The organism is Maricaulis sp. B-26 (assembly GCF_056857855.1).
In genome coordinates this window covers 44,994-65,441 of sequence record NZ_JBSXNX010000023.1, presented here as the reverse complement: position 1 = coordinate 65,441, position 20,448 = coordinate 44,994, and the positions used below count along the sequence as shown (strand labels likewise).

Genomic DNA, 20,448 nt, shown 5'->3' with positions numbered 1-20,448 from the left:
TCAGCGGCGCTTGAAGACCAGATCGGCGAGATAGCCGGCCAGCATGGCGAGTGCGACGCAGAACAGGCCGTAGATCATCGGTGCGTTATGGGCGAACTCGAAGAGCAGGCGTTCAATGCCGGCTTTCTCCACGCGCAAGCTGGTCGTCTTGCTGGCGATCGGACGGCCGTCCCGCAACAGGTGAACCTCGGCCACATAATCGCCGACCGGGGTCAGAGGCGGCAGGCTCATCGTCGCCCGGAACAGTCCGCCATCGAGAATTTCGACGCCGCGATGCGCCTCGGCATAGACATTGTTCCGGTCGCCGGCCCGCGCGATAGCGTCGAGATAGGCTTGGCGCTCTTCGATCGGAATGCTCGTCTCGGTCTCCGCCAGGCGCGCCTCGAGCGCGGTGACGAGACCGATGCCGGCATCTTCCAGCTCTTCCGGCGTCGCGACATGCTCGAGCGGGAGCGAACTGGCCATGGCGTAATAGCTCGGCACGTCGTCGATCTCGAGCGGTGCGGAATTGACCCAGATGCCGAAGGTCCGCTCCTTCTCCATCACCCGCAGATCGCGTCCGGGCCCGCGCAGGACGACGATGATCTCGTCCTGGATGGTCAGTCCTCGCGTGGCGCCGTAGAGAATGAGTTCCTGACCGGCGAAATCCTCGCGAATCTCGACCGTCTCGTGCGTCAGTGCTGCGACGATGCTTGGCGCCTCGACCGGAACTGGCTGCAATTGCAGCGTGGCGGAGAGGATAGCCGCTTCCAGCATCAGTGCACCTCCCCGCCCTGGGGCAGGACCACAAAGGTATCGAGCGGCGGCGCGACGAGGTCCCAGGCAATCTTGGCGCAGACCAGGATGACCATGAGGGCGAGCAGGGCGCGCAAATCCTCGGCGCGGATGCGGCGGCCGACCCGGGCGCCGAACTGGGCACCGATAACGCCGCCCACGATCAGCAGGGCCGCGAGCAGGAAATCCACCGTGTGGTTCTGGGCGGCCTGAAGGAAGGTCGTGAGAGCGGTCACGAACAGGATCTGGAAGAGGGAGGTTCCGACCACGACATTGGTGGGCATGCGCAGCAGGTAGATCATGGCCGGAACCATGACGAATCCACCCCCGACGCCCATGATGGCAGCCAGGGCTCCCACCAGGAAACCGATTGCGATCGGCGGGATGACCGAGATGTAGAGCCCGGACCGCGGAAAGCGCATCTTGAAGGGCAGCTGGTCGATCCAGCCGCGCTTGCGCCGTCCGGCGCCCGAGCGGGTCTGCCCGTCGCTGCTGTATCGCCGCATGATTGCCCGCACGCTCTCGAAGAACATCAGCCCGCCGATAATGCCCAGGAAGCCGACATAGCTGAGCGAGATGATCAGCCCGTCCTGACCGAGGCTGCGCAAGATGCCGAGAATCTGAACGCCGAGAATGGAGCCGAAGGCGCCGCCGGCGAGGAGCAGCCCGCCCATCTTCACGTCCAGCGTCCTGCGTCGCCAGTGGGCGAGCGCGCCGGAGGCGGAAGAGGCGACGATCTGGTTGGCCTGGGTCGAGACCGCGACGGCAGGCGGGATGCCGATGAAGAAGAGGAGAGGGGTCAGGAGAAAGCCGCCGCCGACCCCGAACATGCCCGACAGGAAACCCACCCCGGCGCCGAGGCCGAGCAACAGGAAGATGTTGACGGAAATCTCTGCGATCGGGAGATAGATTTGCACCGCCGGACTAGCCCGTCGCCGCACGTTCCAGCCGTTCCAGCAGAACGGCGTCGACGCGTCCGGTACGAGGCAGTCCCCGGTCGGCCTCGAAGGCCATGATGGCTTCGCGCGTCCGGTCGCCCATGCGGCCGTCGAGCGGCCCGGTCGGATAGCCGAGTGCCGACAGGAAACCCTGGGCGCGCCGAACCATGAGCATGTCCGCGGTCGCGGTCCGGCCCCAGGGCAGGTCCTGATAGATACCGTTGGCCTCGCCGTCGATCGGGCGCGGCGTGAAGTCGGCGGCGGTCTGGCGTGCGGCCTGGAGCGCCTCCGGCTGGATCATTTCGGAAATCGTTTCGGCGCGGTCCGCAGCCGTCGGGTCGGAGCTGTCGGCGGCCGCGATCGAGAACCAGGCATAGGCGTCCGGCAGGCTCAGCGGAACGCCGTCCCCGGTCTCGTAGAGCAGGGCGAGATTGAACTGGGAATCCCGCAAGCCGAGCAAGGCCGCCTCCTGGAACCAGCGCGCCGCCGTGGTGACATCCTGCGCGACGCCGGTTCCATAATAGTACATCACACCGAGATTGTGCATGGCCCGGCGATGACCGGCATTCGCGGCGCGTTCCGTCCAGCGGCGGGCGCCTTCCAGATCGATGGCCACGCCTTCGCCCGTCTCGAGCAGTTTGGCGTAGCGATACTGGGCCGCCGGCACGCCCTGTTCGGCCGCTCGGCGCAGCAGGATGACGGCCGTCTGCATATCGCCGTCTTCCAGCGCGCGCAGGCCCAGCTGGTACCGGGCGACCGGATTGCCGTCCGCCGCCGCGCTCTCCAGCGTCATTCGACCCGCGGACGGGCCCGGAACTGTTTCGGCTTCCGCTGCGACAGGGGCCATGGCGTCCGCCGAGCCCGGTGCGGATACGGCCGCGTTCGTCAGCCCGGTCGTGGTGTCGCCCGCTGCCGGCGTGATCGCGCCGCTGGCATCGGCGACCATATTGGACGGCGGGACAGCCGTGTCTGCGGCGCGCGCACCGGCCGGTTCGGTCACGGCCGGATCATAGGCGGCCGCAGCCCCGTCGGTGTTGATTTCATTCCCGGCCAGCCCGGCTTCGACCTGGGCGACGAAATCGCGTTCGGTCGTGCGGTTGGCGACGGTGTCGCTGTCCCCGCGCATCGCTTCCCAGACGAGCAGACCGCCAGCGCCGGACAGCATGACCAGGGCCACCACGGGAAGGGCGTAGAGGACGGACCGGTTTATACCGTGCTCGCGTCGCGCCTGATCTTCATAGCTCGTACCCGCACGCGAGCGTTCGCGGGCAGCGGCGAGGAAGTCGGCGTCCGCCGTCGCACCGACACGTGGAGCGGGGCGCGGTTTCGGCTTTTCCTTCTTCGGAGCCGGAGCAGGCGCTTGCGCAGTATCCGCAGCCGGAGCCGCTTCCGCGACGGGCCGTTCTCGCCGCGCGGGTTCCGGCTCGGCCTCGGTGAAGGCGTCGGGTGCGTCGTCGCCGGCGAGGAAGGGGTCGTCCGTCTCTTCGTCGAAGCGGCTGATCGGCGTTTCGGCCTGCGGCGGCGGAGAGAGCGGCGTATCGAAATCGATCGGTTCGGCGGGCGGTGTCTCCGCTTCAGGCGCTGCCTCTTCGGCAATTGCCGAAGACTCTTCAGCGGTTTCGGCTGCGGTGCTGTCCGTTTCGGTCTCGTCGGCGGTGTCCGCCTCGTCAGACACAGGCGCCGTCGCACGCTGTTCGATCGCTTCCAGTCGGTCGGCGAGGGCGGACATGGCGCGCTGCACCGGGGAGAGGACCTGTTCGGTCTCGTCCCGGACATGCTCCATGCGCTCGTGCACGCCGGACAGGGCGTCCTCAATGCGCTGGGCCGTGCGTTCCTCGGACTGGCGCAGGCGGTCTTCCAGCTCGTCTTCGCGCGAGGCGCGCTGGTCGAGCCGGTCCATCATCTGCGTCATGCGATCGGTCGCCGCCTCGACGGCGCTCGATGCGCGGGCCTCGGACACTTCGATACGATCGGCGAGAGAACGGCCGAGACGGGTGACCTCGTCGCCCATCCGTTTCATGGCGTCCTTGTTCTCGCTGCGCACCTCGTCGAGCCGGCGTTCCAGCGCCTGCTCGGACCGGGCTTCGCGCAACGCGTCGGCCGAGCGGCGCTCGCTCTCGGTCAGGCGGCGGTCGATCGCACCGGCGAGTTTGGTGATTTCCTCGCCGAGCCGGGACATGCTGTCGCTCTGGCGGCGTTCGGCCTGGTCGATACGTCCGAGTGCCTCGGCCAGCGCCCGCTCCAGGCGTTCGACGCGCGGCTCTTCGGCGGCACCGCTGACGGCCTTGGCGACCTGGGCACGCGTGTCGGCGATGACGCGGGCAACGTCGTCGGACAGGCGATCGAAGCGGCGCTCCAGATCGACCGTGTCGGTGGAATTGCGGGTTTCGAGCTGACGCAGGCGGTCGTCAAGACGCGAGACGGTGGATTCCAGCGTGCGCGCCGCATCATTGGTGACACGCTCCGCACCCTCGACGCGGGACCGCAGCGTTTCGGTCGCGGTTTGCAGCGCGTTGAGGCTCTGTGCGGTCCGGTCCTCACGCTTCTTGTTGAGGTCGGTGAAGTCTTCGGCCCGTGATTCGAGGCGCTTGAGCCGGTCTTCGAGGCTTTCCGACAGGCGGCGGGTATCCTCGTCCGACGCGTGCAGGCGGGCAGCGGTGTCGTTCTCGTGTTCGTAGAGCCGGCGCGCGAGCTTCATGATGGTCGTCTCGAAGGCCTTGCGGTCTTCCGGCGACGATCCGCCAGCAGGGTTCGTCTCCAGGGTGCGAACGCGGTCGGTCAGCTCGTCCTGGTTCTTGCGCACGCGGTCGATCGCATCGCGCGCCGTCTTGAGCTCTTCCGACTGGTGGTCCGAAGACGTCACCACCTTGTCGGCGAGCTGGGTGATGGCCTTGTCGAGTTCCTGCAGGGTGTGGGTCGACATCTGCTCGGAGGATTCCACGCGCTCGGTCAGGCGATTGACCATGGCGCGGAGCAGGCGGTCCTCGTCCGGCTCGAGGGCCGGGCCGCTGCCGCCGAAGCCCGGAAAACCTTCCAGTGCGTCATCCCATTGCGGGTGTCCGGGATTGGTGGGGTCGGAGTCGTCGAGAATCACGCGGTTGAGCCACTCACCGAGCGTAACGCCTTCGCGTCGCGCAGCGGTCTTGGCTCGCGCCCTTGCGCGGGGATCGATCCCCTTAACGCTCCAAGGACCACTTGCGGACATTCGAATCGCTCGCTCGTTCCAACCAACCGACGGTATCGGGCAGTTAATATGGTGTAAACCGAAGGTGGAGACCCAATATCTAGTGTTTCCACACCGAATCTCAGGCCCTCACACGCAGGCGTGAAAACCTGAGTCAAAACAAGGCTCCGACTCGGTTAACGCGTCGTAAAATGTGTGGATAAACGCGCCGTTCGCGGTTGCAGGCGGTCTCCGGCGCGACTACCGCGCGCCGTCGGGCCCGAAGAAATCGGGCGCCAGCGCCTGGAGCCGCTCGTGCATGGAGTCGGCTTCCTGTGCGGCGCCGGTTGCGCCGGCATCCGGCAGGGCGCGTGCCAGATCGAAGAGAAGCCAGGCCGTTTCGACATCGCCGATCGACGCGGCGAAGCGCCCGGCGTGCCAGTAGGTCATGGGGGCGTGCGGGTCGGCCTCCGCGCTCGCGGCGAAGAGGGCGAGCGGATCGCGGTCCGACATGGCGTCCGGGTTGCCGGCCTGCAGCCCGGCGAGCGCCTGGGCGGCAAGGAGATTCGCGGCGGCGCCGGCATAGGCGTCGCGGTCGAGATGATCCGTCAGGGTGCGAAAGGCCGCGGCGCGATCGGTCTGCATCGCTCCGAGTGCGAGCATGAGGGCCTCGAATTCGTCATTGCCGAGGCCGGCCGCAACGACCCGGCTCAGGCGGGTGCAGCGTTCCTCCTCCGATTGCGGCATGCACGGTCCGTAATGGTGGATGGCTTGCTGCAGGGCGAGATAGCTGCCCGGCAGATCGCCGCGTCGCTGGGCGCCTTCGGAAGCGGCCACGAAGGACGTACGCGTCGGGGCAAGGCCGGCCTCGCCGGAGAGCGCCGACATGCCCGCGGCGAGAACGGTATTCAGCTCCGGCGATGCGGTTTCATAAGCGCTCGCCGGGGCTGGCGGTACGTCTTCCGGCCAGGGAAACAGACCGGTTGTCTCGGTCGCGTCCTGACGGGTCCAGCTCTCCACGCGGCCGTCCGGGCTGGACGGGCTGAAGACGATATAGCTGAAGCGGGCGGGAATGCCGTCGCCCGGAGCCAGCCGGTCGAGTGCGTCGGGATGGATGGGCGGGCCGTGTCTCAGCCAGGCCCGGAACAGGCTTGCGGGATTGCCGATGCCGACCTCGTCCGGCGTATAGCTGAAAATCGTACCGCCGAGCGGATCGCGGCGGAATTCATGCCGGTCGTCTTCGGTAATGAAGGTCTCGAGTTCCACGGCGCTGAGGCGGACGCCCATCGCAGCCTCGATCCAGAAGCGTTCGAAGACCGCCCCGCCGGGGCCGGAGACCTCGTCGAGTTCGCCGCCCCGGGTATAGAAGGCAAAGGTGTTCATCTGGCGGTGGACATGCGCCACGATCGGCCGGCTTCGCACGACCGGCCCGTCGAGCATGTCGACCCGGTCGAGAATGCGGTCGGTCCGGAAGTCATAGACGGTGCGCCCGTCGGCGGCTGGTTCGAAAGCATAGCCGTCGCCGATCACCACGGTGCGGATATCGCTATCGAGCGGCTCGCCGTCCAGGCTGGTGCGTTCGATGCGCCAGCGCGTGCTGAGAACCGTGTCCTCGATGTCGCCGCGTGCGGCCAGATAGGCGTCGCGGTCGAGATGCGGCCCGATCGCCGGTGCTTCGGCCTGAGTCTCGGCCTCGGGTTCGGAGGCGAGAATGGAAAAGCCTTCCGGAGTTTCGGACGGGTCCTGAGCCCCGGCCGGCGCCGCGGGCAGGGCGATGAGGCCGGTGAGGGCGATAAGGGCGAGGCGGGCGTTCTGCAGACGATCACAACACGACATGAGTGCGACTGTGCCGCGCCCGGCGCGCCGATGAAAGAGGGAAAGCCGGTTCCGGTGGAAAGACGGGTGGTGTGACATCTTTGACGTTGACGTTCGCGTAAATTCGTGAACACCATTCACCCCATGATCAAACCCGTCTCCCCCGACGCCGAATTCACCATCCGCGAACTGGCCCAGGAATTCGACGTGACCCCCCGGACGCTCCGGTTTTACGAGCAGAAGGGCATGATCAATCCCATGCGCCGTGGCGCCGCCCGCGTCTATTCGGCCGAGGATCGTGCGCGGATCGAGCTGATCCTGCGCGGCAAGCGCGTCGGATTCGCGCTCGACGAGATCAAGGAAATCCTCGACCTGCAGGCGATCGATCGCGGCGGCCGCGAACGGCTCGAGCCGGCGATCACGCGCTTCGAGCACCGCATCGAAGTGCTGCAGCAGCAGCGAGAGGACGTCGAACGCGCGATCGCGGAACTCCAGGCCGGCCTCGACTGGATGCGCGAGCGCCTGGAAGACCGCACACCGCCCGACGACGTGCGCCGCCGTGCACGCGCCTTCGAGGCTCTGGCCAATGCGCGTCTGGAAGACTGGAGCGGCCTGTCGCCGGGCTAGGCGGCACGTTCCGATCCGACCAGACCCGCCACACCGAACCCAATCCACTCCACTCATTCCGCTCCGGAGACCCCACCATGACCACCCCGTATCGCGCCCCGGTTCGTGACCAGCGTTTCGTCCTGCACGATGTGCTGAATATCACCCAGTATTCGAACCTGCCCGGCTTCGCCGATGCCGATGGCGACACGATCGACGCCATCCTCGAGGAAGGCGCGAAATTCTGCGAAGGCGTGCTGGCGCCGCTGAACAAGACCGGTGATGTCGAGGGCTGCAAGCGCGACGCGGACGGCAATGTGAAGACGCCGGCCGGTTTCAAGGACGCTTTCAAGCAGATGTCCGAAGGCGGATGGACGGCGCTGTCCTCCGATCCGGAATATGGCGGGCAGGGCCTGCCGCACGTGCTCAATCTCGCCTTCAACGAGATGGTTTCTTCCGCGAACATGGCCTTCGGCATGTATCCGGGCCTGACCCTCGGTGCGGCCGCGGCGCTGCACACCGGCGGATCGGACGAGCAGAAGGCGCTCTACCTGCCGAAGATGATCTCCTGCGAGTGGGGCGGCACGATGAACCTGACCGAGCCGCATTGCGGCACGGATCTGGGCCTGCTGCGCACCAAGGCGGTGCCGCAGGCGGACGGCTCCTACAAGATCACCGGCCAGAAGATCTGGATTTCCTCCGGCGAGCACGACATGGCGGACAATATCGTCCACCTCGTTCTCGCCCGCATCGAGGGCGCACCGGAAGGCGTGAAGGGCATCTCCCTCTTCGTCGTACCCAAGCACATCCCGGACGAGAACGGCAATCCGGGCGAGCGCAACTCGCTCAAGTGCGGCGGCCTGGAAGAGAAGATGGGCATTCACGGCAATGCCACCTGCGTCATGGACTATGACGAGGCGACCGGCTGGCTCGTGGGCGAGGAGAACAAGGGCCTCAAAATCATGTTTATCATGATGAACGAAGCCCGCCTCGGCGTCGGCCTGCAGGGCTATGCCCTCGCCGAAGCCGCCTATCAGCAATCGCTCGGCTTCGCGAAGGACCGCCTGCAGGGCCGCTCCCTGACCGGTCCGAAGAATTCAGACGGTCCGGCCGATCCGATCATCGTGCACCCGGACGTGCGCCGCATGCTGATGGACCAGAAGGCCTTCGCGGAAGGCGCGCGCTGTTTCGCGCTCTGGACCGCGCTGCAGGGCGATCTGGAAGAAAAAGCCGACGACCCGTCCGTGCGCGAGAAGTCGGGCGACTACATGGCGTTGCTGACGCCGATCGTGAAGGCGTATCTGACCGGCAAGGGCTATGACATGGTCTCGAACGGCCTGCAGGTGCATGGCGGTTCCGGCTTTACCGAGGAGTGGGGGGCGTCCCAGCTCCTGCGCGATGCCCGCATCACCCTCATTTACGAAGGCACGAACGGCATCCAGGCGCTCGACCTGGTCGGTCGCAAGCTGGCCATGAACGGCATGCGTCCGATCACCAGCTTCTTCGCCGAACTCGACGCCTTCGTCGCCGAGGGCGGCAATGACGAGACCCAGGCCTTCGTCGACGCCGTCGCCGACACCAAGGGCAAGCTCAAGCAGGCCACCGACTGGCTGATGAACAATGCGCTGGAGAATTTCGATCATGCCGGCGCGGCCAGCCACGACTATCTCCAGCTCTTCGGCCTGACCTGCCTGACCTATATGTGGGCCAGGATGGCCAAGGTCGCCTCGGCCAGGATCGCGTCGGGCGAAACCGATCCGATCTATGCCAACAAGCTGGCGACCGGCCGCTACTTCCTCGATCGCTGGGTCCCGGAAGCGGGCATGCATCTGGCCAAGGTCGAGGCCGGAGCCGACACCATGATGGCGCTCGACGCCGAGGCCTTCTAGGCCGAACCGATTTCAAGGCGGGACCGCCCCGGCAAGAGGGCGGCCCGCAATACCGGTCGATAATGCCCGGACAATCACACGATCCACGGGGAGGACGTACATGTTTCAGGATCCGCTCAACGTACCACGGCCCGCCTTTCTCGACCGCGAGGATGTGCGCATTTTCGAGGATGCCGTGCGCGGCTTCATGGCCAAGGAATGCGTGCCCAATGCCGAGCGCTGGGAGAAGGAAGGCGTGGTCGATCGCGACCTCTGGTACAAGGCGGGCGAAGCCGGCCTTCTGGTGCCGTCCTGCCCGGAGGAATACGGCGGTGCCGGCGGCGACTGGGGTCATGAATACGTCTTCCACACCGCGGGCGCCGAAGTCGGTGCGGGCGGCTGGGGCGTCGGTCTGCACAACTCCATCATCGCGCCCTATGTGATCGCCTACGGGTCGGAAGACCAGAAGAAGGCCATCCTGCCGAAAATGCTGACCGGCGAATATGTCGGCGCTATCGCCATGAGCGAGCCGGGCACGGGCTCGGACCTGCAGAGCGTCAAGACCACCGCGATCAAGGACGGCAACGGCTACCGGATCAACGGCTCGAAGACTTTCATCACCAATGGCGGCACGGCGAATTTCGTCATCGTGGTCGCCAAGACCGATCCGGAAAAGGGCTATGACGGCGTCTCGCTTTTCATGGTCGAGACCGACAAGGTCGAGGGCTTCCGCCGCGGCAAGCTGCTCGACAAGGTCGGCATGAAAGCCCAGGACACGGCCGAGCTTTTCTTCGAGGACGTCTGGGTTCCCGCCGATGCGCTGCTCGGCAATGAAGAGGGCCAGGGCTTCATCCAGCTGATGCAGCAATTGCCCCAGGAACGCCTGCAGATCGCCGTCCAGGGCGTCGGCGCCATGAAGCGCGCCCTGCACGAGACGGTGGCCTACACGAAGGAACGCGAGGCCTTCGGCCGTCCGATCCTGAAATTCCAGAACACCCAGTTCAAGCTCGCCGAGTGCAAGACCAAGGCGACCATGGCCGAGGTCTTCGTGCACCACTGCTCGGAACGCCTGATGAAGGGCGAACTCGATGCGGCGACCGCCTCCATGGCCAAATACTGGGTCTCCGAAGCCCAGAACGAGGTCATGGACGAATGCGTCCAGCTGCACGGCGGCTACGGCTTCATGAACGAATACCCGATCGCCCGCATGTGGCGCGACAGCCGCGTCCAGCGCATCTATGGCGGCACGAACGAGATCATGAAGCTGTTGATCGCGAGGACGTTGTAGGGATGAGCGAGGTCACCGACAGGTCAATCCCGTCCAGGTTTCTGGTGCCGTTGGTCTTTCTATTCGCGTTCGGAGCGATAGGGCTTGCGCATGGGGTGGGCACGTTGGTGGGAGCGGCCTTTCTTCCCGAGGGCTGGATTGAATTTGGCCCGCTGCTGTTCTCCGGCTTCATTTTGGGAGCTGGCGGGTATGTGCTTGGCAGTGGACGCTGGGCAATGCTGATGGTCGCGGCGATCCTTGTCGCAAACTGGCGACTCGCAGGCCAAGGCTTCGACGTAATCACCTGGTTGACCCAAAGCTCAGTGATGATTGTTCTCTTCGCTTCAGGTGTTTTGCTTGCCACAGCTTTCCCTAGATGGAGATCACTCTGATGCTGACCCTTCTCACCTCTACCCTCCTCCTCACCACCCAATGCATCGGCTATGGCGCGGACGGCACGATCGAGGAGCAGTTCGACCAGTGCCTGGCCGGCGAGTGGGGCGAGGAGGGCTGCACCTCGGGCCGGACCTATTCCAGCGCCGGTTACGTCAATGACGATGGCGAGACCTGCACCACGGACTATCTGATCCGCGATCCGCATACGGGCGGGTTCCGCGTCTTCTTCGTCTGCGGCGAGAGCGAGACGCGCGGCGGCGATGGCGGTGTCTGGATCGTCGAGGACGGCCAGCTGAAGATCGGCAGCGAAGTCTCCGGCTTCCCGACGGCAGCCTGGCGCTGCGAGGCGGAGGACTGATCGGGAATGTACACGCCGCCCCAATTCCGCATGGAAGACCCGGCCGAGATGCGATCGCTGATGCGGTCCTATGATTTCGCGCTGGTTCTGGTGCCGGGCGAGCCGGACCTGGCGGCGACGCATATTCCGCTGAAACTGTCGGACGAGCGCGAAGTCCTGATCGGGCATGTCGCGCAGGCCAATCCGATGGCCGAGGCGATCCGGGCGGGCAAGCAGGCGATCGCGGTCTTCACCGGCCCGCACGCCTATGTTTCGCCGACCTGGTATTCCGCGCCGCGCCTCAACGTGCCGACCTGGAATTATGTGGCGGTCCACGCTTTCGGGAAATTCCTGCCGCTCCAGGGCGAGGAAGCCGAACGGGCGCTGTCCTCGCAGATCGCCGATTTCGAGGAAGAGTGGCGCATCACCGATATCGAACCGAAGCGCCGGGCGCGGCTGGAATCGGCCATCCAGTGTTTCGAATTCGAGATTGAACGCCTCGAGGGCAAGGCGAAGATGTCCCAGAACAAGTCCCTCGAGGACCGCCTGCGCGTCGCCCACGCGCTCAACGAACGCGGCGAACACGCCGTCGCTTTTCACATGGTGGAGGACGAGGAGTGATGCTTTCGCCATGTTCCCCCTCCGACCGCTTCGCGGCCACCTCCCCCGTGGGGGGAGGACGAAATGCGTCGGTCTTCGTCTTCCCCCCGCGGGGGAAGTGGTTGAGCGTCAGCGAAACCGATGGGGGGCCTGCGCCGCGCGAGCCCCGATTGACGAAGGAACGGGCCCGGCGTCTACGCCGCACGATGACGAATGCGGAGGTTAAGCTCTGGGTGCATTTGAGAAAGCGCGATCTCTGCGGACATCGTTTTCGCCGCCAGCACCCTGTCGGTCCCTATATCGCCGACTTCGCCTGCTTTGCGGCAAAGCTGATCGTCGAGGTCGACGGAGCCACGCATGGCAGCGCCCAGGAGCGCCGTCACGATGCTGTGCGGACGGCCTATCTGGAAGCGCAGGGCTGGACCGTGATCCGGTTCTGGAATGTCGATGTCTACCAACATCTGTCCGGCGTACTCGATGCGATCGCCGAGGCAGCCGGAAATCTGATGCGGGAGCGGGCGAAGGCCGGCCCCCCTCCGTCCGCTGCGCGGACACCTCCCCCGCTGGGGGAGGACGAAAGAGTTGAGTCGATAAAGGAAGTCACCCGCCAAGGGAGAAGGATGAGAGATGACTGAAGCGTATATCTACGACGCCACGCGGACCCCGCGCGGCAAGAAGAAAAACGGTGCTCTCAACGAGATCACCGCTCTGCAGCTGGCGACCCAGCAGCTCGAGGCGATCCGCGATCGCAACGATCTCGACACGGCGCTGATCGATGACGTGATCATGGGCGTGGTCTCGCCGGTCGGCGAGCAGGGCGCCAATATCGCGCGCTCCGCCGTGATCAATGCGAACTATGCCGAGACCGCCGCCGGCTACCAGATCAACCGCTTCTGCGCCTCGGGCCTGGAAGCCGTGAATGTCGCGGCGGCCAAGGTGATGAGCGGCGAAGCCGATTTCGCCATCGGTGGCGGTGTGGAAGCCATGTCCCGCGTGCCGATGGGATCGGACGGCGGTGCCATGGGCGCCGACCCGGAGATTTCCTTCGACCATTATATCGTGCCGCAGGGCGTCTCCGCCGACCTGATCGCGACCAAGCACGGCTTCTCCCGCGACGATGTCGACGCCTATGCGGTGGAAAGCCAGAAGCGCGCCGCTCGCGCCTGGGCCGAGGGGCGCTTCTCCAAGTCCGTCGTGCCGGTCAAGGACCAGCTTGGCGTGACCATTCTCGACAAGGACGAGCACATGCGTCCCGATACCGACATGCAGGGCCTCGGTTCGCTGAAGTCGGCTTTCAAGGACCTTTCGGACTTTGTCGGCTTCGAGCAGGTCGCCATCCAGAAATACCCGGAAGTCGAGTATCTCAACTGGGTCCATACGGGCGGCAATTCCTCGGGCATCGTGGACGGCTCCGGCATGGTCCTGGTCGGGTCCAAGGAAGCCGGCGAGAAGGCTGGCCTGAAGCCGCGCGCCCGCATCCGCGCCATGGCCTCGATCGGCTCCGAACCGACCATCATGCTGACGGGGCCCGTTCCGGTGACCGCCAAGGCGCTCAAGAAGGCCGGTATGGATGTCGGCGACATCGATCTTTGGGAGCTCAACGAAGCCTTCGCGGCCGTCGTCCTGCGCCTGATGCAGGCCTATGACATTCCGCACGACAAGATGAACGTCAATGGCGGCGCCATCGCCATGGGCCACCCGCTGGGGGCCACGGGCGCGATGATCCTCGGCACGGTGCTGGACGAGCTGGAACGCTCGGACAAGGAAACCGCCCTCACCACGCTCTGCGTCGGCGGCGGCATGGGCACCGCGACGATTATCGAGCGGGTGTAAGCATGGTACGGTCCGCACTCCTTGCGTCGCTTTTGCTGACTTCAGCCTGCAATGCGCAGGATGAGGCGCGTTCCTTTGCCGATGTCTCCATGGAGACTGCGTGGTCAGAGGGATTGCCGGGGGGTGTGGACACGACTCAGCTGCATTCCGATTTCACGGCTGATGAGTTTCCCGGAATGGATTTCGATGGAAGCTGCAGCCGGGCCTTTCACGTTGTCGCGCGTGACGAGCCGCGGGCTTACTGGATCCGCTGCCAAGTGCTTCCTGGAATGGCCGAGTTCTATCTCTACGAGATGAGAACAGGCCAAGTGACCCAGGCCGTCACGACGACGTCAACGCTCTCTAACTGAGGGAACATCCCAATGAGCTTGAAAAACTTCACACTCGAAATCGACAGCGACGGCATTGCCCTGGTCACCTTCGACAGCCCGGGCAAGTCGATGAATGTCATTTCCGCCGAAGTCATGGACGACTTCGACGCGCTGACGTCAAAAATCATTTCCGACGACGCCATCAAGGGCGTGGTCATCACTTCGGGCAAGGCGGCCTTCTGCGCCGGTGCCGACCTCTCCGAACTGGGCGGGTCCTCGGCCGAGCTGGCCAAGCTGCCGGAAGAGGAGATGAAGTCGAAACTCTTCGAGCAGTGCTTCCGTCTCAACAAGACCTTCCGCGCCATGGAAACCTGCGGCAAGCCGATCGCGGCGGCCGTGAACGGTCTCGCGCTGGGCGGCGGGTTCGAGATCGCGCTGGCCTGTCACTACCGGGTGATGCCGTCGGACAATCCGTCCGCCAAGCTGGGCCTGCCGGAAGCCATGGTCGGCGTCCTGCCGGGCGGCGGCGGCACGCAGCGCCTGCCGCGCCTCGTCGGCGTGATGAACGCTGCGCCGATCCTGCTGCAGGGCCAGCAGCTCGATGCGGCCACGGCGCAGGCCCAGGGTATTGTCGATGCGGTCGTGCCGCAGGCCGATCTGGTGGCCAAGGCGAAGGAGATCGTCAAGGAAGACCCGAAAGGCTCGAAACAGCCCTGGGATGGCGACAAGTTCAAATTCCCGGGCGGCGGCCCCTACCATCCGGCGGGCGCGCAGATGTTCGGCGCAGCGAGCCCGATGCTGCGCAAGAATACCTACGGCAACTATCCGGCCCAGCGCTACATCCTGTCCTGCGTCTATGAAGGCGCCCAGGTCTCGATGGACCAGGCCATCCGTATCGAGAGCCGCTATTTCACCAAGCTGCTCCTGCGTCCGGAAAGCCGCAACATGATCCGCTCGATCTTCCTGTCCAAGCAGGACCTGGACAAGGGCGGACGCCGTCCGGCCAGCCAGGAAAAGGGCGAAGTGAAGAAGGTCGCCATCATCGGCGCCGGCTTCATGGGTGCCGGCATCGCCACGGTCTCGGCCAATGCCGGCATCGAGGTCGTCCTCATCGACGCCAACCAGGAAGGCGCCGAGAAGGGCAAGCAGCACGCGGTCGATCAATGGGCCAAGCGGGTCTCGCGCGGCAAGATGACGGAAGAGAAGGCGGCCAGGCTGGCCTCTCTCATCACGCCGACGACCGATTACTCCCTGATCAAGGATGTCGATCTCGTCGTCGAGGCCGTGTTCGAGAATTCCGAGCTCAAGGCCAAGATCACCAAGATGGCCGAGGACGTCATCGGCGATAAGGCCGTGTTCGGCTCGAACACCTCCTCCATTCCGATCAGCGATCTGGCCAAGGCGTCCAAGCGTCCGGACCAGTTCATCGGCATCCACTTCTTCTCGCCGGTCGAGAAAATGATGCTGGTCGAGATCATCATGGGCGACAAGACGGGCGATTACGCGCTTTCGCGGGCCATCGACTTCGTCACCAAGATCAAGAAGACGCCGATCGTCGTGTCCGACACGCGCGGCTTCTACGCCAATCGCTGCGTCATGCGCTTCGTCGGCGAAGGTCTGAAAATGCTGGCCGAAGGCGTGCAGCCGGCCCTGATCGAGAATGCCGCAAAGATGGCCGGCATGCCGGTCGGTCCGCTCTCGCTGCAGGACGAGGTCGCCCTCGATCTCGGCGTGAAGCTGATCAAGCAGACCCAGAACGATCTCGGCGACGATTACAAGCCGAACGGGACCGAGCCGATCCTGTTCAAGATGGTCGAGGACTACGACCGTTGCGGCCGCAAGAACGGCAGGGGCTTCTACGACTATCCGGCCGAGAAGGGCCAGCCCAAGCGTCTCTGGCCGGAACTCGAGCAGTTCGCACCGGACGGAAAGTATCTGGAAGAACAGCCGACGGCCGCCGAGATCGGCGACCGCATCCGCTACACCCAGGCTCTGGAAGCGGCGCGCTGCATGGAAGAGGGTATCGTCCAGGATCCGCGCGAGGCGGATGTCGGCTCGATCCTCGGCTGGGGCTTCGCGCCCTTCACCGGCGGCACGCTCTCCTTCATCGACACGATCGGTGCCAAGGCCTTCGTGACGCGGGCCGACGAACTCAAGGCCGCCTATGGCGAGCAGTTCGAGGTGCCGGCGCTGCTGCGCGAGATGGCCGAGAAGGGTGAAACCTTCTATGGACGCTTCGGCGCCAAGGAGGCGGTCGCAGCCGAATAGGCAAGCGACAGCCAGGATTTTCGGGAACCGGCGCAGGGCTTCTGCGCCGGTTTTCGTTTGCGCGATGCGGGCATTTCCGGCCTGTGGAAAGTTTTCCCCAGCTTCTCCACAGAAGTGCAAAACTTCTCCACCGACTTCGCGATCTTCTCCACCGAAACGCATTTTCCGTGCGTTGCTCACCCGGTTTCGTCCTGCTTAACTTTGATCGTCGACAGCGACCGAAGCGGACCTCACGGTCCGGGGATCGCCGGGAAGACGGCTCCGGAAGGGCCCGCTCGAAAGGGCAAGGTTCCGGAAGGAGCAGCCAAGGAAGACAGCTCGCAAGGGCTTGATTTTGAGGCAGGTATTTCGGGGAAATCTCCTTCGGGAGGCATGAGCCGGGGTGCTGGTCAGAACGGCGGGACTGATCCGACCGCAAGGACGGTGACCAGGTAGCGATCGATAGCGGCGCCGTTTCGGCGGTGCCGGCCTTCGTCCCAGGACGGAGGTAGGCGGAGAAGCCGGACCTTCGGGTCCGACTTCGAAGCTCCCGCCGAAAGGCCGGCCCTCGGGCCGGTCCGGAGGCAAAACCGGCAGCGAGGGTTCGCCCGATCTGCCGGGAAGCGGAAGGAATGGCCTTCGGGCCGAAACCTGAAGCAAGCGGATGGTGCGGGCGCTCTCACGGGCTACCGGATCCTGAAGCAACACGGCCGCCCGCCTCCTTGCCCTCACCGGCCAGGGACGGGCGGTTGGTGCTTTTGGGGACAGCTCCGCCGTTCGGAGCGCGCGTCTGAGATCCTCACGGAAATGTCAGATGAGTTGCGGTGCCCTGCCAGGCGCCGGCGGGCAGATTGCACCGCGCATCATCCGGATTTTCATCATGCATGTTTCTTCAGCCACGGATGCCCAGTATCGGGCCTGGCGGCTCGCGCGTCTGGCGCGAATGCTGCTGGGCAGGCTGCTGCCCGTCATCGTCCTCATGGCCACGAGTGTTCCGATTATTTTACAACTAACAGGGTAACATTCGAAAAACACACAGACTTTTTGTCTCGCTGTTGTGCTGCGCTAACAGGGTTAATCAAAAATGACGTGCGGCCAGGCAGAATTTGCCCATCTTCCCCGCAGTGACTCATTTGCGAATGACAGGACCCATGACCGCCTTGGCGAATATTCGATGGCCGGGATATCTGACGACTCTAGCGATCATGTGCTGGAGTGCGGCGCTGATCGTCACGATGGCGCTGGGCTGGTCGGCGTGGTCCGCTTACGACGCCACCATCAAGGACCCGGTCGCGCAGACACCGCAGCTGGCCCAGTCTTCGGATACGGCGCTGGGAAGCAGCGTTTCGCGACTTCTCGACTGACCTGCCGCGCATCACGCCCATTCATCGCAGGCCTGCCACTGGCCAGCCGAACACGGCTGGCGATACTCTCTGCATGAAATGAAGTCGGAGCGGAGGTAGACCGGTGACGCAGGCGACCCTTGAAGACGAAGACTATATCATCGGCGCCAATGAGGCCGAGATACGACGCCTCGGGCATCAGCATGCCATCTGGCGAGAATCGGCGCTGGCCGCCTGGCGTCGGGCCGGGCTGAAACCGGGCATGACGGTCATGGATGTCGGTGCGGGACCGGGCTATGCCGCCTTCGACCTCGCTCGCCTGGTCGGGCCGGAAGGCCGGGTCATCGCTATCGACCAGTCCTCGCTCTTTCTCGACGCATTGCGCAAGGGCGCGGACGATCGCAAGCTCGCCAATATCGAGTGCATCGAGTCCGATCTGGCCGACTATGACTGGCCGGAAGCGGCGTGCGACGCCATCTGGTCGCGCTGGTGTCTCTCCTTCGTGCCCAATGTCGAGGGGGCCCTCTCCGGGATCGACCGCTCGTTGAAGCCCGGCGGGCTCTTCGTCGCGCAGGAATATGTCGACTATCGCAGCTTCCGTATCGAGCCGGCCGAACCGGTCTTCGAGCGCTTCATCGAGGCCGTCAGCGCCAGCTGGCTGCATTTCGGCGGCGACCCGAATGTCGCCCGGCGCTTTCCCGCCCTGTTCAGCCAGTTCGGCTGGCAGACCCTCCACGCCGAACCCATTATCCGCATGGCCCAGCCGGGCGATCTGGTCTGGACCTGGCCCATGACCTGGCTTGAACAGGCGCCGGACCGTCTCGTGGATCTCGGCTTTCTCAATCCGGAAGATGCGGACAGTTTCCGCGTCTTTCTCCATGCCCGCCAGCAGGACCCGGCTTCCTCGCTGATGACGCCCATGGTGCTCGAGACCATCACGCGCAAGCCCGGCTGACCCGGGCCAGGCAGAAGGCAAGAGGGGAAATGCCATGACCTACACGCTGATCGGTGCGCCGGTCTCGCTCTATACCGGCAAGGTGCGCGGCTATCTGCGCTGGAAGAACGTGCCCTTTCGAGAGCGCCTGTCCACGCGCGAGGTCTACAAGCAGGACATCCTGCCCCGCGTCGGCTGGCCGGTCATTCCCGTCGTCATCCACGAAGACGGTTCCGAGCATGGGGTGACGCTGCAGGATACGACCGACATCATCGATTATGTCGAGCAGAACGAGCCTGGCCCGTCCGTCTATCCCGATACGCCCAGGCAGAGGCTGGCCGCCCTGATCCTCGAGCTGTTCGGCGACGAGTGGCTGGTTATCCCGGCGATGCATTATCGCTGGCGCTATAATCGCGACTTCGCCCAGGCCGAATTCGGCGCCAGCTCGCATCCGCACCTCCCGCCGGAGGAGCAGTTCGCCGCGGCGCAAAAAGCCGTCGATTTCTTCTCGGGAACCGTCGGCGGTCTGGGTGTGCACCCGGAGAGCGAGGCGGCGGTGGAGGATGCGTACGAGGCCTTTCTCGAGGTCTTCGATGCGCATCTGGCGGAGCATGACTTCCTGTTCGGTTCACGCCCCTCGATCGGCGATTACGGCCTGCTCGGCCCGCTCTATGCGCACCTGTTGAGAGACCCGGAATCCGGCAAGCTCATGCGCCGTATTGCGCCGCGTGTCGCGGACTGGGCGGAACGGTGCCACGCGCCGCAGCACGCCCTCTCCGGAGACTTCCTGCCGGACGACGAAATCCCGGACGGGGTCATGGCCATGCTGCGCATGTTTGCTGCGCAGCAATTACCGGTCCTCATCGACACGGCCCGCGTGCTGGGCGAGTGGGCGGACGCCAATCCGGAGATCGTTGCCGGGAATGGCGAAGTGCCGCGCCTGCTCGGCTTCCACAAGGCAGTGATCGGGCGGGGAGACGCGGCGGTCGAGGTCGATCGCGGGGTCTTCCCCTTCGCGCTCTGGATGCTGCAGCGGGTCACCGATTGTCTCGGCGCGCTAGCCGGCGAGGAGCGGGCGGCGGCTGAGGAAATGCTGCGCAGCATCGGGGGCTCGGCCCTGATCGATTTCAAGGCGCCGCTCCGCCTTGACCGGCGCCGGTTCAAGCTCGCCGTGGCGGGCTGAATCCGCCGGTCAGCCGAAGCGCCAGATGTCCATCGCCAGCGCCGCGCGGCTCCAGGAATGGTGCAGGCATTCGCCGGACGCACCTCCGCCGGCGGCCATGGCCACCAGAAGCGGCCGGAAATGCTCCGGCGTGGGGTGATTGCGCAGCGCCTCCGGCGCCGACGCCCAGTCCGCGAGCGCGGACACATCGCCGCGCTCGATCGCGGGCAGAAGATGGTCGCGGAAGGTCCTGGCAAAGGGGGCGGGCGGAGCGCTCTCGGGCGCGCGCAGCGAGTCGAGCAGGGAATGCGTGAGCGATCCGGAGGCGATGAGCTGGATGTCGTCCGCGGCCAGCCCGGACAGGGCTGCACCGAGCGCTATCGAGCCCGCATCCGAGCGGGGCAGGCTGATCTGTATGACGGGAATATCGGCCTCCGGCCGGATCAGCGCCATCGGGATCCAGGCGCCGTGATCGAGCCCACGCTCGACATCTGCCGTTGCGGGCAGGCCCGCCTCGCGCAGGCGCTCGATCAGGGCCCCGGCCAGCTCCGGCGAGCCGGGCGACGGGTAGCCGGCTTCATAGAGCTCAGGCGCGAACCCTCCGAAATCATGGATCGTCTTCGGCGCTGGCGCGGCCGCGACCCGGAGCGGATCGGCTTCCCAGTGAGCGGAAATAATGACGGCGGCACGGGTCTCCGGTGCGAGCTGCAGGGTGCGCAGGGCGTGATGCGAAGGCGATCCGTTGATCAGTACATCCGGGGCGCCGTGGGAGATGAAAAGCGGGGCAAGCGACATGATGCATTCCATTGTGTTCGTTACCCATATGACTTTTCCTCCCTAAGGGGATAAAGACG

The 20,448-nt window shown here is 65.2% G+C and carries 18 protein-coding genes; 13 read left to right on the top strand and 5 right to left on the bottom strand.

Features of this window, described 5'->3' with window-relative positions:
• The 4 genes from AC13HB_RS09650 to AC13HB_RS09635 form a co-directional block, all read right to left on the bottom strand.
• Positions 1–756: a TIGR02186 family protein gene (locus tag AC13HB_RS09650; RefSeq protein WP_482949538.1), complete on the bottom strand. Its 756-nt coding sequence runs from the start codon at positions 754–756 to the stop codon at positions 1–3.
• Positions 756–1,691 (bottom strand): sulfite exporter TauE/SafE family protein, encoded by a 936-nt coding sequence (locus tag AC13HB_RS09645; RefSeq protein ID WP_482949537.1) that lies wholly within the window; start codon positions 1,689–1,691, stop codon positions 756–758. The genes AC13HB_RS09650 and AC13HB_RS09645 overlap by 1 nt, the downstream gene beginning before the upstream one ends.
• 7 nt (positions 1,692–1,698) lie before the next feature.
• Positions 1,699–4,806, bottom strand: a complete 3,108-nt coding sequence (locus AC13HB_RS09640) for a peptidoglycan-binding protein (RefSeq protein ID WP_482949536.1) — start codon at positions 4,804–4,806, stop codon at positions 1,699–1,701.
• 330 nt (positions 4,807–5,136) lie between these two features.
• Positions 5,137–6,711 (bottom strand): hypothetical protein, encoded by a 1,575-nt coding sequence (locus AC13HB_RS09635; RefSeq protein WP_482949535.1) that lies wholly within the window; start codon positions 6,709–6,711, stop codon positions 5,137–5,139.
• Positions 6,712–6,834: 123 nt separating this feature from the next.
• Here AC13HB_RS09635 and AC13HB_RS09630 point away from each other — a divergent pair, with 123 nt between their 5' ends.
• The 13 genes from AC13HB_RS09630 (at position 6,835) to AC13HB_RS09570 (ending at position 19,615) form a co-directional block, all read left to right on the top strand.
• Positions 6,835–7,317, top strand: coding sequence for a MerR family transcriptional regulator (locus AC13HB_RS09630; protein ID WP_482949534.1), 483 nt, complete (start codon positions 6,835–6,837; stop codon positions 7,315–7,317).
• Between the two features lie 77 nt (positions 7,318–7,394).
• Complete coding sequence (locus AC13HB_RS09625) at positions 7,395–9,185, top strand: acyl-CoA dehydrogenase C-terminal domain-containing protein (protein ID WP_482949533.1); 1,791 nt, start codon at positions 7,395–7,397, stop codon at positions 9,183–9,185.
• Between the two features lie 100 nt (positions 9,186–9,285).
• Complete coding sequence (locus AC13HB_RS09620) at positions 9,286–10,452, top strand: acyl-CoA dehydrogenase family protein (RefSeq protein ID WP_482949532.1); 1,167 nt, start codon at positions 9,286–9,288, stop codon at positions 10,450–10,452.
• Between the two features lie 2 nt (positions 10,453–10,454).
• On the top strand, positions 10,455–10,823 hold the full coding sequence (locus AC13HB_RS09615) for a hypothetical protein (protein WP_482949531.1): 369 nt from the start codon (positions 10,455–10,457) through the stop codon (positions 10,821–10,823).
• Positions 10,823–11,185, top strand: coding sequence for a hypothetical protein (locus tag AC13HB_RS09610; RefSeq protein ID WP_482949530.1), 363 nt, complete (start codon positions 10,823–10,825; stop codon positions 11,183–11,185). Before AC13HB_RS09615 ends, AC13HB_RS09610 begins: the two co-directional genes overlap by 1 nt.
• Positions 11,186–11,191: 6 nt before the next feature.
• Complete coding sequence (locus AC13HB_RS09605; RefSeq protein ID WP_482949529.1) at positions 11,192–11,785, top strand: FMN-binding negative transcriptional regulator; 594 nt, start codon at positions 11,192–11,194, stop codon at positions 11,783–11,785.
• Between the two features lie 149 nt (positions 11,786–11,934).
• Positions 11,935–12,399, top strand: a complete 465-nt coding sequence (locus AC13HB_RS09600) for an endonuclease domain-containing protein (RefSeq protein WP_482949528.1) — start codon at positions 11,935–11,937, stop codon at positions 12,397–12,399.
• The gene (locus AC13HB_RS09595; protein ID WP_482949527.1) at positions 12,392–13,597 is read left to right on the top strand and encodes an acetyl-CoA C-acetyltransferase; all 1,206 of its coding nucleotides are present in this window, start codon (positions 12,392–12,394) and stop codon (positions 13,595–13,597) included. The genes AC13HB_RS09600 and AC13HB_RS09595 overlap by 8 nt, the downstream gene beginning before the upstream one ends.
• Before the next feature lie 362 nt (positions 13,598–13,959).
• Entirely contained in the window at positions 13,960–16,176 is a 2,217-nt protein-coding gene (locus AC13HB_RS09590) for a 3-hydroxyacyl-CoA dehydrogenase NAD-binding domain-containing protein (protein WP_482949526.1), read from the top strand.
• Between the two features lie 793 nt (positions 16,177–16,969).
• Complete coding sequence (locus AC13HB_RS09585; RefSeq protein ID WP_482949525.1) at positions 16,970–17,176, top strand: hypothetical protein; 207 nt, start codon at positions 16,970–16,972, stop codon at positions 17,174–17,176.
• A 130-nt stretch (positions 17,177–17,306) separates the two neighbouring features.
• Positions 17,307–17,519: a hypothetical protein gene (locus AC13HB_RS09580; RefSeq protein ID WP_482949524.1), complete on the top strand. Its 213-nt coding sequence runs from the start codon at positions 17,307–17,309 to the stop codon at positions 17,517–17,519.
• Positions 17,520–17,622: 103 nt separating this feature from the next.
• Entirely contained in the window at positions 17,623–18,453 is an 831-nt protein-coding gene (locus AC13HB_RS09575; protein ID WP_482949523.1) for a methyltransferase domain-containing protein, read from the top strand.
• 34 nt (positions 18,454–18,487) lie between these two features.
• Positions 18,488–19,615, top strand: coding sequence for a glutathione S-transferase family protein (locus AC13HB_RS09570; protein WP_482949522.1), 1,128 nt, complete (start codon positions 18,488–18,490; stop codon positions 19,613–19,615).
• 9 nt (positions 19,616–19,624) lie between these two features.
• Here AC13HB_RS09570 and AC13HB_RS09565 read toward each other — a convergent pair whose 3' ends face one another.
• Positions 19,625–20,389, bottom strand: a complete 765-nt coding sequence (locus AC13HB_RS09565; protein WP_482949521.1) for a DODA-type extradiol aromatic ring-opening family dioxygenase — start codon at positions 20,387–20,389, stop codon at positions 19,625–19,627.
• Between the last annotated feature and the right edge of the window lie 59 nt (positions 20,390–20,448).